This is a genomic window from Natronosalvus amylolyticus (assembly GCF_024298845.1).
Taxonomy (GTDB): domain Archaea; phylum Halobacteriota; class Halobacteria; order Halobacteriales; family Natrialbaceae; genus Natronosalvus; species Natronosalvus amylolyticus.
In genome coordinates this window covers 1413584-1426775 of sequence record NZ_CP101156.1, presented here as the reverse complement: position 1 = coordinate 1426775, position 13192 = coordinate 1413584, and the positions used below count along the sequence as shown (strand labels likewise).

At 59.4% G+C, this 13192-nt stretch carries 9 protein-coding genes; 6 read left to right on the top strand and 3 right to left on the bottom strand.

Going from position 1 to position 13192, the window contains the following annotated elements; translation table 11 throughout:
- Nucleotides 1–26: 26 nt before the first annotated feature.
- Nucleotides 27–575, bottom strand: coding sequence for a gamma carbonic anhydrase family protein (locus NLK60_RS06675; RefSeq protein ID WP_254810105.1), 549 nt, complete (start codon nt 573–575; stop codon nt 27–29).
- A gap of 686 nt (nt 576–1261) precedes the next feature.
- Entirely contained in the window at nt 1262–2062 is an 801-nt protein-coding gene (locus tag NLK60_RS06670) for an IclR family transcriptional regulator (protein WP_254810104.1), read from the bottom strand.
- 343 nt (nt 2063–2405) lie between these two features.
- Here NLK60_RS06670 and NLK60_RS06665 point away from each other — a divergent pair, with 343 nt between their 5' ends.
- From NLK60_RS06665 to NLK60_RS06635, 6 genes are all read left to right on the top strand, one after another.
- Nucleotides 2406–3656 (top strand): Zn-dependent hydrolase, encoded by a 1251-nt coding sequence (locus NLK60_RS06665; RefSeq protein WP_254810103.1) that lies wholly within the window; start codon nt 2406–2408, stop codon nt 3654–3656.
- A gap of 272 nt (nt 3657–3928) precedes the next feature.
- Nucleotides 3929–5563 carry an ABC transporter substrate-binding protein gene (locus tag NLK60_RS06660; RefSeq protein ID WP_254810102.1) on the top strand — a complete coding sequence of 545 codons (1635 nt, stop codon included), beginning with the start codon at nt 3929–3931 and terminating at the stop codon, nt 5561–5563.
- A 47-nt stretch (nt 5564–5610) separates the two neighbouring features.
- Nucleotides 5611–6570 (top strand): ABC transporter permease, encoded by a 960-nt coding sequence (locus NLK60_RS06655; RefSeq protein ID WP_254810101.1) that lies wholly within the window; start codon nt 5611–5613, stop codon nt 6568–6570.
- The gene (locus tag NLK60_RS06650) at nt 6570–7487 is read left to right on the top strand and encodes an ABC transporter permease (RefSeq protein WP_254810100.1); all 918 of its coding nucleotides are present in this window, start codon (nt 6570–6572) and stop codon (nt 7485–7487) included. Before NLK60_RS06655 ends, NLK60_RS06650 begins: the two co-directional genes overlap by 1 nt.
- Complete coding sequence (locus tag NLK60_RS19595) at nt 7484–9601, top strand: dipeptide ABC transporter ATP-binding protein (RefSeq protein WP_305880184.1); 2118 nt, start codon at nt 7484–7486, stop codon at nt 9599–9601. The genes NLK60_RS06650 and NLK60_RS19595 overlap by 4 nt, the downstream gene beginning before the upstream one ends.
- Nucleotides 9598–10257 (top strand): DUF1028 domain-containing protein, encoded by a 660-nt coding sequence (locus NLK60_RS06635; RefSeq protein WP_254810099.1) that lies wholly within the window; start codon nt 9598–9600, stop codon nt 10255–10257. Before NLK60_RS19595 ends, NLK60_RS06635 begins: the two co-directional genes overlap by 4 nt.
- Before the next feature lie 325 nt (nt 10258–10582).
- Here NLK60_RS06635 and NLK60_RS06630 read toward each other — a convergent pair whose 3' ends face one another.
- Nucleotides 10583–12895 carry an amino acid permease gene (locus NLK60_RS06630; protein ID WP_254810098.1) on the bottom strand — a complete coding sequence of 771 codons (2313 nt, stop codon included), beginning with the start codon at nt 12893–12895 and terminating at the stop codon, nt 10583–10585.
- Nucleotides 12896–13192 lie beyond the last annotated feature (297 nt).

Sequence of the window (13192 nt, the reverse complement as noted above, 5' to 3'; positions counted from 1 at the left end):
GGTCCTGCGTTTCGGCGCGTAGGTGATTACTCCTCTTCGCCCATCGCGTCGTCGGGCGGGGAACCGACCGTCCCGCGCTCGAGCACCTCGCCGGTTTCGGCGTGTCGTGTCGCGAGTTCGACGTACGTGTCAGCAGCGGCCCCCCAGGCGTCGGTTTCGAGTTCCTTTTTCACCCTCGCGGGAGCGCCCAGGACGAGCACCGACTCCGGGACGGCGGTTCCTTCGGTAACGACGCTGTTGGCTCCAACGATGCTACGCTCGCCGATGGTCGACCGGTCGAGGACGATTGCGCCCATGCCAACCAGCGCCCGTTCTTCGACGGTCGCGTTGTGGACGATGGCGTTGTGTCCGACGGTCGCTCGCGGCCCGATCCGTGCACCCTCGTGAATCGTCGCATTGTCCTGTACGTTGGTGCCTTCCTCGAGGACGATTTCGCCGTGGTCGCCACGGAGAACGGCCCCTGGCCAGACGCTGGCGTTGGGGCCGATCGTGACCTCGCCGATGACGACGGCAGTTTCGTCGACGTACGCGGAGTCTGCGATAGTCGGCGCGTGCCCGTCGAACGTTCTGATCATACCGCTAGCTGTGCCTGCCTCGAGTAAGCTTTTCTGGAACCGGCTGCGTTGAGTTGGGAAACCACTTTCTGTGTTTTTGAAGACGCTATCCTTTTCGAGCTGCTGATGGGGTTAGTGCTAACAGATACTGGCAGATATGAATGCATAATAGATGAATTATATAGCAATGTTGGTTAGTCCTGGTCAATTTCAAGCCAAAGCTCGAATGTAGCTACATATATGGTCCGTTGCGGCGAATTTTACACTTTAAATAGTATAATAGGTGGATTTTGTGGTGGCATGTGTTATTATTGTCTGTGTGTGGCGTCCGGATTTGGGCTCTCGTGTCACGAAGAGCTGAGTGTACGAAGAGGACCACGTCTTGGGGTGTTAAATTCATTTACACAGCATCGCTTGGCGGAGAGACGAGGCACTCTTATAACTGTCGAATAAATGGTTGGTCGAGACAAATGTCTGAATTATGACCTAGATTTTCGTCGTGCTCGATTCGTATAGGATTCTCTTGCTGAGATGAGCGGTCCACAGTCCGATGATCGTGAGCGTGGGAAGCAACGCTGTCTTTCAACCCAGGGTGTTATGTAAATGCGAACGCGCTCGTCTCACCTGTGTGCTCCGTTCGATACTCACACGAATGCCATTACATTAATATGCCTGTAATATTAGCGGGAGTCCGTTTCCCAGTCCTGTCATAACGTCTGGCTCGCGTTGGACATGTTGATACTGGCTTCGGTGACGTTCGCGGCTTCCTGAACCATGTGTGGCATTTCCTCGTGGAGGTACTCACCAGTAAAACGGCTCGTGGGACCGGAGACGCTGATAGCACCGAGGACGGTTCCGTTCGCATTTCGAATGGGGGCACCGACGGCGCGAATGCCCTTCACTTCTTCCTCGTCGTTGATCGCGTACCCTCGGTCGCGAATGGTCTCGAGTTCTTCGATCAGCGTCTCGAGGTCCGTGATCGTGTTCTCGGTTTTTTCGAGGAGTCCGTGCGTGTCGATAATCTCGCGGACGCGGGATTCGGGAAGATACGCGAGAACCGCCTTTCCCGTCGATGTAAAGTGGAGAAAGTCGGTTTTCCGCTCTTTGGCCGTGTGGTAGGTGTCGCCGACGGCGTTCTCGCCAGCCACTTTGTAGACGTTTCGCTCGAGACCGTGTTGTTCGGCCATCAGGTGGACGTACTCGCCGGTCTCGCTGGCGAGCTGGTCGACGACCGATTTTCCGTGCGCAAAGAGCACGTGCCGGTGTCTCACCGATTTCCCGAGATAGAGAAACTCCAGGCTGAGGTGATACTGGTCGCCTTCTTTGATTACGAATCGTTTCTCTCGGAGGGTATTGAGATACGCATGTGCGGAACTCTTTGCGATATCCAGTTCCGTCGCCACTTCGGTCACGCCGGCACCGTCGAGTGCATCGAGGGTGTCGATTACGTCACAGGCTCGAGCAACGGTTTCGAGTGTGCGAGCGGATCGGTGCTTGTCCCGGGCCATACGAGGTACTGGGAAGCCAATAGTATAGCTGTTCGCATTTGGGAAACACTTTTCACGGATCGAGTATCCGGTGACTCGAGCGCACCACACCGTCGACTAATAGGGATTATCGTAGCCACCCGGCGGTTTCGGAGTACGGCTGTCGACGCTGTGGCAGGGTTCTTCGTCGGTACCGATGAACTCCTCTGATAATCCCTATGACCCTCTCAGCTTGCAGAACCGGTACCATACGACGGTTCGCTTACTGCGAACGCTCGGACTCTCGGCCTCGGCGGGGTTTCCCTCGACGAGAGCTGGGAAACGCAAACACTTAACACAGCGTGCTTCACATCGAGGACTGTATATGCAGGTCTCTGCAAAGAGGCTTCGAGCCGATATCGAAGCGAACGCCCAGTTCGGCATCGTTCCCGACGTTGAGGGCCATGGACGGACGGTACTGACGGGAACAGACGAGAACAAACGAGCACGTGACCGATTCGTTCGCCGTCTCGAGGACGCGGGTCTCGAGGTAACGGTCGATGCCGTTGGAAACATCGTCGGTCGCTGGGTACCGCCGGGTGCAGACCCGTCGTTGGCACCGGTTGCAGCGGGCAGTCACCTCGATTCGGTCCCACAGGGCGGTATCTTCGACGGGCCGCTTGGCACGTATGCCGCACTCGAGGCCGTTCGAGCGATGCAAGATGCGTCAGTGTCACCTGGGCGACCGGTACACGTCGTCTGTTTTACCGAGGAGGAAGGCCAGCGATTTGGCAACGGGTTGCTCGGTTCGTCGGTTGCCACGGGGCGACTGTCCGTCGAGGAGGCGCTCTCGCTCGAGGACGAATCAGGGACGACGCTTGCCGACTCGCTCGAACGTATCGGCTACCGTGGCGAAGGGCAGATCGACGCTGCCGAGTGGGACGCCTGGCTGGAACTGCACATCGAACAGGGAACTCGCCTCGAGGAGGCCGGTGCGGCAGCCGGCGTCGTCACGTCCATCACCGGCATCACCCACTGCTATATCGACGTTCGAGGTGAAGCAAATCATGCCGGTTCGACGCCGATGCACGACCGAACCGACGCGCTGGCGGCGGCGAGCGCACTCATCCTCGACCTCGAGTCGTCGGCACACCGAATCGTTTCGAGTGAATCCCCTTCGGCCGTAGCCACGGTCGGCAAAGCGACGGTTTCGCCCAATGCAACCAACGTCATCCCCGGAACGGTCCGTCTGGGTGTCGATATACGCGACATCGAGGCCGCGTCGATGGAGGCGCTCGTCGCGGACCTCGAGGCCAGTGGGGAACGCGTCGAAAGCGAACGTGATGTGGAGGTGTCTATCTCGAGACCGTACGACATCCCGCCTGAGCCGATGGCCAACCGGTGCCGAGAGGCGTTGCTCGAGGCCGGATCGTCAACCGGTATCGAAACGTTGCGTCTGCACTCCGGGGCAGCCCACGACACGATGAACGTCGCTCGAGTAACCGATGCCGGCCTCGTCTTTGCGCCGTCTCGAGACGGAATCTCACACAACCCACAGGAGTGGACGGACTGGGAGGACTGTGCTGGCGCAACGACCGTTCTCGCGGCAGCGCTTGGTACGTTGGCCAGTGAGTGAAAAGCGATCGTGTGACGTCGGTGTCAGCGACACCTGCTATAGATCAGCGCCGAGTCCATCGTTTTCGGAGGAACACCGATAGCCATTCGTGGAAGTCTTGGGGCACTCGAGTGGGGACGGCATCGCTCGAACCCCTCTATCGTTCCAGGAATCGCTACCAGACCCACCGCCGGAGAACCACGTGTTCGGTGGTCCGATTGTAGAAGATTTGGCGTTTCTACCCTCAAATTCCATAGTTTTAAATAGTACAATTCGAATATCGATAGGTAGGTATGACAAGCCATCACAGGAGAGAAGCGACTAGCGATTCCGAAACGGAGCCAAGTCGTCGGCTCTTCATGAAAGCGGCCGCAGCAGGTGTGCCAATCGCCTTTGCCGGGTGTCTCGGCGGCGACGATGATGACGGTAACGGGACGGACAACGGAAACGGCGTCGGGGACGAAACCGAAGTTGACACCGACGACAGCGACGCTACCTACGGCGGTGAGGTTCTCTGGGGAGGGAGCGTTCCGGTCCAGAGTCTCGACCCCCACTTCGAAAGTGCGGCTGCCAGTGCTCGAGTCCTCGAGAACATCACGCAGGGACTCACCAGAGTCAACTGGGAGTACGAACTCGAGGGACTGCTCGCCGAATCGTGGGAAACGTCCGAAGACAACAGCGAACTGACGTTCAACATCCGCGAGGGCGTTCAGTTCCACGACGGGACTGAACTGACGGCCGAAGACGTCTACGCTTCGTTCAACCGAATCGAGGAACAACAGGGCCTCGCGGCCGATTACATGGCATTGGTGGATTCGATGGAGGCCGTGGATGACCACACCTTCGAGATGGTGCTCTCCGAACCGTTCGCCCCGATGCTCTCTCGAATGGCGACGTCTCACATGCACATTATCCCGGCCCACCAGGCCGACGAGAACGAGGTCGACGAGCCGATCGGTACTGGGCCGTTCGAGTTCGAGAGTATGGAACTCGATTCCGAGTTCGTGATGGTCGGCTTCGACGACTACTGGGACGACGACTTGCCGTATCTCGACAAGGTCACCAAGAGCGAGATCTCGGACGATGACAACCGACTAAACACGTTCAATGCGGGCGAACTCGACTTCATCAACGGCGTGCCACCGCGTCATGCAGAGGACCTCGAAGACGACCCCGACATCGACTTCATCCGTCGGTTCCCACAGTCGCTCACGTACCTCGGATTGAACTGTAACGAGGAACCGTTCGACGATATCGACGCCCGACTGGCGCTCGACTACGCTATCGACAAACAGGAAGTCATGGAGGCTGCACTATACGGCCAGGGACAGGTCGCGACAAGCCCTGCAGCCCCCGATAGCGAGTGGGAACATCCGGACCTCGAACCCCGGCCGCAGGATTACGACCTCGCTCAGGAGCACCTCGAAGCGGCGGGCTATCCAGACGGGTTCGAAGTGACCTTCCAGATTCCAGAGCAGTACAACGATCAGGTGACGGCCGCACAGGTGATCGAATCACAGGCGGCACAGGTCGGTATCGACCTCAATATTCAGCTGATCACCTGGAGCAACTGGCTCAGCGACGTCTACACCGACCGTGACTTCGAGGCAACGACGAGTTCGTACCTCGCACTCTGGTTCCCAGACGCCGGTTTCCACCGCCCGTTCCACTCCGATGGCGCGTTCTTCTTTACGGGCTGGGAAGACGAGGAGTACAACGACCTCGTCGACGAGGCCCGTCAGTACTACGAGATGGAAGATCGTGCCCCGCTGTACCACGATGCGGCGGAAATCCTGCAGGAACGCCGTTCCGGCCACATCCTGCTCTACTGGATGCCCACGCTGATGGCACGAACGCACGAGTTCCAGGGTGAAGTCATGTCGCCGGACGGGTCGACGTTCCGGTTCGAAAATACGTGGATGGAGTGATCGCTTCGACAGCTATCACTATGAGACGGCAACATACACATCAATAGATGGCGTTCATTAGTTACCTCCTGAAGCGGCTGGCGTTCATGGCCGTCACGCTGTTACTGGTAACGCTCATCACGTTTGGGCTGACGAACATCCTGCCCGGTAACGTGGCATTGTTGATTCTCGGACCGAACGCGACCGAGGAATCGATCGCCGCCCTCGAGGCCCAACTCGGCCTCGACCAGCCGCTGTACCTCCAGTACATCGACTGGATTGTCGGCCTGATTCAGGGGGATATGGGCACCTCGTTGCGCTACGGGACGCCGGTTTCAGAACAGATCGCGATCCGCTTACCGCGTTCACTGTTGCTCGCCATCTCGGCGACCATCGTTTCTGTGACCCTCTCGATTCCCCTGGGTGTCATCGCCGCGGTGCGTAAGAACACCCCCTCAGATCTGACCGCGTCGATGCTCGCGTTCATCGGCCTCTCGCTCCCCATCTTCCTGTGGGGTCTGGTCTTCATCTACGTCTTCGCGCTGACGCTGGGTGGTTTCCCGACCAGGGGGTACGTTTCGCCGTTCGAGGACCCGATTGCGGCGGTCCATCACCTCATCTTGCCCGCGAGCGCCATGGGCGTGGCACTCACTGCCTACATCATGCGGATGACGCGCTCGAGTATGATCGACGAACTGAGCGAAGATTACGTGGAGTTCGCCCGGTCGAAAGGACTGAGCGAGCGGGCCGTCGTCCTCCGACACGCACTCAAGAACGCAGCGATTCCCATCATCACGGTTATCGCCTTCCAGTTCAGCTACGCCTTCGGTGGCGTGGTCGTGCTCGAGGAGGTCTTCTCCTGGCCTGGTATCGGTCGGTTGACGCTGACGGCCATCGAGAACCGCGACATCCCGCTGTTGCAGGGATGTATCATCGTGATCGCGATGATCTACATGCTCTCGAACTTCCTGGCCGACGCGTTTTACGCGTACGTCGACCCACGAATTCGCTACGGAGGTGAAGAGTAATGTCGACCAGCCGATTCACGCTGACCGAAGAGCGCAAGGCCCACTACGGCCGCTTTATCCGACAGTTCCGACGAAATCAGAAGGCGATGATCGGACTCGTCATCATCGCCGCGCTCTTTTTCGTCGCGATCTTCGCGCAGAAAATCACTGTCTTCGACGTGGCTATACAGCCGTTTTCGTTGACGCCACACGATCCCGAAGCGACGAACATTCAGAACCGCGAGGAGTCCCCGTCGCTCCAGCATCTGATGGGGACCGACGACCTGGGTCGGGACATCTTCAGCCGGGTGCTCGTCGGTGCACGTATCTCGTTGTACGTCGGGTTCACTTCCATCAGCGCCGCGATGGTCATGGGGACGACGATTGGCGTCGTCGCCGGCTACTATCAGGGACTCATCGACGAGGGGCTGATGCGGGCGATGGACGCGATGATGTCCTTTCCGCCCATCTTGCTGGCGCTGACCATCGTCGCCGTCCTCGAGCCGAGCCTGAACAACGTCATCGTCGCGCTGGCACTGGTGTACACACCGTTTATCGCCAGGGTGGCCCGCAGTGCCGCCCTGTCGGTTCGTAACGAATCGTTCGTGGAAGCCGCGGTTGCCCGCGGGGAGAGCGACGCCTACATCATCTTCCGCGAAGTGTTACCCAACTGTGTCGGGCCGTTACTCGTACAGGCGTCGATCAACATCGCGTTCACCATGTTGCTCGAGGCGAGCCTCTCGTTCCTCGGGCTTGGTGTCCAGCCACCGACCCCATCCTGGGGCTTGATGATCAATCAGGGCTGGGCGTTCATGGGCGATGCCCCGTGGCTCGTTTTCTTCCCGGCACTGGCAATCGCCACCGCGGTGATCGGCTTCAACTTGCTGGGTGACGGCCTCCGCGACGTCCTCGATCCCAAGGGGGAGATTATCGAATGACTACGACCGATCCACTACTGAGAGTCGACGACCTGCGAACACAGTTTCGCACCGAAGAAGGTACTGTTACCGCCGTTAACGATGTCTCGTTTGCCCTCGATCAAGGGGAAGTGATGGGCATCGTCGGCGAGTCCGGAGCCGGCAAGAGCGTGACGGCGAAATCGATCATGCGTCTGATCCGGTATCCCGGTGAGATCGTCTCCGGTTCGATCACCTTCGACGGTCAGGACCTGCTTTCCCTCTCGGAAAAGGAGATGCGAAGCGTCCGAGGAAACAAGATCACCTTGATTCCGCAGGACCCGATGACCTCGCTCAATCCCGTTCTCACGGTCGGACAACAGATCATCGAAACGATTCGACTGCACCAGGACGTCGGTGAGGGCGAGGCTCGAGCGATCGCGATCGAGGCGATGCGCGACGTCGAGATCCCGGATCCAGAATCGCGTATCGACGAGTATCCCCACGAGTTCTCCGGCGGGATGCGCCAGCGGGTGTTGATCGCTATCGGTCTCGCGTGTGAACCCGACCTCATCATCGCCGACGAGCCGACGACGGCCCTCGACGTGACGACACAGGCGAAGATTCTGGAACTCCTGAACGATCTCCGGGAGGAGCGTGGCGTCTCGATTCTGATGATCACGCACAACCTCGGGGTCGTCGCCCAGACCTGTGACCGGGTTGGCGTCATGTACGCCGGCAATCTCGTCGAGACCGGGCAGGTCAGCGACATCTTCGAGCAACCGCGCCATCCGTACACCCGGACGCTCATCGACGCGATTCCGGAAGTCGATTCCGACAGAGACCGGTTGTACGCGCTCGGCGGTTCGATGCCGGACCTGAAAAACCTACCCAGCGGCTGTAACTTCGCCGACCGGTGTCCACATGCCATCGATGCATGTCACTCCGGCGGCGACCCGCCACTCGAGTCCCTGTCGAACGGACCTGCTGGTTCGCAAGCAGCGTGTATCCGGACCGACGACCTAGATCTCTCGGAGCCGGCCGTCGAAGAAGGCGTCGAACGACGGCAGCGAACGGAACACACCGAGCCACTCCTCGAGGTCGACGGGCTCGAGAAACACTTCTCGGCGGGTGACGGCCTCTTTGGGAACCTCTCGCTGGCGCGAACCGACGGCGGTAGCCTGACGCTCGAGCGACGGTACGTCAAAGCCGTCGACGGCGTGAGCTTCACGATCAACCGGGGCGAAACCGTCGGGCTGGTTGGCGAGAGTGGCTGTGGGAAGTCTACGGTCGCCCGAACGGTGATGCAGTTGCTCGAACCGACCGGCGGCGAGGTGTACTTCGACGGACATCCGTTACACGAACTCGGAAAGCGGGAGATTCGGAGCCTTCGTCAGGAGATGCAGATCATCTTTCAGGACCCGAAAAGCTCGCTCAACCCGCGGAAGACAGTGGGTCAGATCATCGGTCGTGGGATGGAAAAACACGGCATCGCGACGGGCAACGAAAAACGCGAGCGGATCGAAGCGCTCCTCGAGCGAGTTGGACTCCAGGCCAGCGATATCGACAAGTATCCACACCAGTTCTCCGGGGGTCAACAACAGCGAATCGCCATCGCGAACGCGCTGGCCGTCGAACCGGAGTTGATCGTCTGTGACGAACCGGTTTCCGCACTCGACGTGAGCGTGCAGGCCCAGATTCTCAACCTGCTCGACGACATCCAGGACGAGTTCGGACTCTCGTACCTGTTCATCTCTCACAACATCAGCGTCGTCAGACACCTCTGTGATAGGGTCGCGGTGATGTACCTCGGCAAGATTGCGGAGTTCGGCTCGGTCCACGAAGTGTTCGACCCGCCGTATCATCCCTACACCGAGAGTCTGTTGTCTGCGGTTCCCCACGCTGACCCAGCGCAGATGAGCGACCGAATTTTGCTCGAGGGAACCGTTCCGAGCCCGCTGAATCCACCTAGCGGCTGTCCGTTCCACACGCGCTGTCCGAAGAAGATCGGTGACGTGTGTGAAACCGACGAACCCCTTCCGGAAGCGGTCGACGACAGGAGTGCCCACCAGATATCCTGTCATCTCTCACTCGAGGAGATGAGCGAACCGGTAACTGGTCGGCCGGTTGCCGGTTCGGGTGTCGAGGACGCATGACGTTCTCGATCTGTGCGACGGTCGACGGTCGTCACGGGGTTGCCGTTGCCACCAAGGCGATTACGGTCGGGTCGACCGCCTCGTTCGTCTGTCGCTCGGGGGCCGTCTGTACCCAGGCGATGACGAGTACGCCCCTCGGTGTGCAAACGATTCGTGCTCTCGAGGCAGGCGAGCCGATTGGCGCGACCGTCGAACGACTGCTCGCGGACGATCCCCACGCCGTGGTTCGTCAGATCCACGGCGTCGATGCCAGTGGCGAAACTGTTGCGGTCACGGGTGACGAGTGTGTCGAGACCGCAGGTGAGCGCGTCGGACCCGACTATACGGTCGCCGGCAATATGCTCGTCGGCGAGGATGTCCTCGGCGCGATGGCAGACCGGTTCGAGACGACCGTCGGGCAATCGCTCGATGAACGGTTACTCGCTACGCTCGAGGCGGGTGCCAACGCGGGTGGTGACAAACGCGGAGAATACCCGCAGAGTGCCGCGTTGGCTGTATTCGACCCGGACGAACCGCATCTGGCTCACGATCTTCGGGTCGACGAACACGATGATGCGGTGGCCGAACTGGCTCGCGTTCACGACCTCGCGAGTACCGTCGGGAGCGAGTGGGCAGCGGAGTATCCTCGAGCGGATCTCCAGCGCCACCCTGAGTGAACCTATCGGATATATTTTTATCCTTTAAAAAATATCATTGTCCAACATCATTACTTGGGAGTTCAATCGCTAAGGCGCAATACATGGCCTCTTCAATGGCGTAATAGGTGTTTTGGGGAAATGGCTTTGTTGAGAAACTGAAAGCACCTTTCTCAGTTCAGTATGGAGTTAAAGCGGCCCTAAAGGGAATGAAACGTATGTACTACCTCAACTCACTCTCCTTTCCGGGTTACTATCATAAATAGTATATTTTGGGATATAATTGTATATGTTTACATGTTTGGTCAAGGTGTTCTCGGCGTGTCGGCGATCGAAGACTCAATGCTCAGTCGAACAACACGCGCTCGAGAATCGGCCTGAGGAACGACCCGCGCCTGGTCTTCTTCGAGTGAACGAGCAACACCGGCTGTTCGATGGCAGCCGCGAGCCGATCTGAACGCTGCTCGATGAGCAGATCCGGGAGCCGACGGTGGGTAACCGTACTCAGCATGACGAGGTCTGCAGGCTCAAGATCGGCCGATAACCCGTCGACAGCGTCGTTCGCCCGGACGATCGAACTCTCGACGGGCACGGTACAGAGGGCGTCGAGTTCGGCGTGGTAGTCCTCGACCGTCTGGACGAGTTCGTCGGATGCGTTATCAGAGACGGCGTAGAGGAATCGCAGCCGGGCATCGAGTTGGGTCGCCAGCGTGTTCGCGAGTTCGACCTTCAGCGGATCGTTGAACGGACTGCGGTCGGTTACGATCACGATATCGTCGACCGGCGTGTGCCGTTCGTGCTGGACGAAGACGACATCACAGGGAGCGTGCTCGAGGATCCAGTCCGTATCGCGGCCGAACAACGTGCCGAGACGGCTGGTTGCCTTCTGACGGGCGAGGATCAGGTCCGCACCGGTTCGCTCGGCGAAGTTGACGACGGCGTGGCGAGTGTCGTGGCTGACGATCTCGCCGACTTCGACCGGGACGTCGAGCTGATCGACCAGCGCGTCGGTCCGTTCCTCGAACGCGACATCTCGTTCGGAGAGTTCGCTCGCTGCCGTGTCGAGAGGTACCTGGTCGGGTACTTCGTCGAATCGGACGACACGAATGCGGCCGCCCTGGCTGCGGACGATCGGTGCGGCGAGTTGCAGGAGGGCGTTTTCTTGCTCGCGCGTGACGTCCCGACGCAGCGGGATGAGTACCTCGTACCGATCCTCGCGCGCGAGTTCGGTCTCGGTGTCGCGAACGAACTGTTTGCCCGCCTCGCGTCTCGCCAGACCGACGGCGACACCCTCTCGTTCGACACGGTCTCGGGCGTAGTAGTGGTACCAGATGAACCCAAACAGCGTGATGAGAATCGTGCCAGCGATCGGGAGCCGATCCATCTGAGCGATGATGAACACGCCCGACACGATGCCGAAGAGCTGTACCCACGGATAGGCGGGAGCGTGGAAATCCGGCTGGTACCACTCGAGATCACGCTCTCGGAAGGCGATCAATGCCCCACAGACCAAAATGTAGACGAGAATTTGGAAGGCACCGGCCATCTTCGCGATGTCGTCAACCGGCATCGTCGCGACCACGAGCACGATAATTGCACCCGTCGTCAGGATGGCGACGAACGGCGTTTTGAACCGTGGGTGAATGTACTCGAACGCCGGGACGAAGAGCCTGTCTCGACTCAACGCCAGTGGATATCTCGAGGCAGTCAAGATGCCAGCGTTGGCCGTACTAACGAGTGCGAGCAACGCGGCGATAACGATCGCGGCGACGGCAGCGAATCCGACGGCGAGTTCCATCCCGGCCGCCGGCACCGTCACGTCCCCGAACAGCAACTCGGTCGCGAGCGCCATCGGTTCTTCCGAGCCGGCCAGCTCGTCGCCCTCGATGATGCCGACGAGGACGAACACGAGCAAGGCGTACAGAAAGCTGGTCGCGATCAGCGAGATGAGCAACCCAAGCGGGAGGTTCCGGCCAGGATTTTCGATCTCCTCGGCCACGGCTGCGACCTTCGTCACGCCGGCGTAGGAGACCAGCACCAGCGCAGTTGCGTTCAGAATCCCGCCGACCCCCTCGCCGAAGAAATCGGCGTAGTTCGCCGCCTCGACCTGGACGATGGCGGCGGCGACGAACCCGGAAAGGATTACGAGCATGACGATCACCATGACCAACTGGAGGCCGCCGGTCTGTTTGACTCCGAGGAGGTTGACGCCGATGAGAATGAGTGCCAATGTGACACCGAGAGCCCTGACCCCAGGAACTGTGAGCGCGAACTCGAGCCCGGGGATCATCAGCTCCCAGGTCGGTAAGGCGTAGACGAAGTGAATGTAGAACATGCCGCCATAGAGCGCGAGCGAGCCTTTGAGCATCAACATGAGCCAGGTACCCAATCCTGCGATCGTGCCGGCTGCTGGCCCCATCCCGCGTTCGATGAACACGTAATCGCCACCGGCTTCGGGCATGGCTGTGCCGAGCTCAGCAATGCTGAGTGCGGCGGGGACGACCAGAATCGCGGCGAGGACGAAGGCGACGATGACGGCCGGCCCAGCGACCGCCATCGCCAATCCAGGGAGAATGAAGATGCCGCTGCCGATCATCGCGCCCATACTGATCGCAATGACGGCGAACAGACCCAGGTCTCGCTCGAGATCCTTCGGCATAGCTCACATACTCGTTCTGTACGTGTGTTTAGAAATGTTTGTATTCCGGTGAGTGCCGTTTTATTGATCGGTGGAAACTATCTTTGGTGGCAATATTTGGTGAGAAAAGAGTCCGTTTGACCGATTTTCTTCGTAGGCTGTTCGTCACGGCCGCTCGCTGTGCGTATACGCCGCTCGAGCACAGCGCCGTCGTCTACCCCTGGTCAAGGTCAATGTACCGTGACTGGTGCCAGAACGGACGTTTGAAGGGATGTGCAGTCGGATCTGGTCCCAGTGTGGCATCTAATTTATGACCAG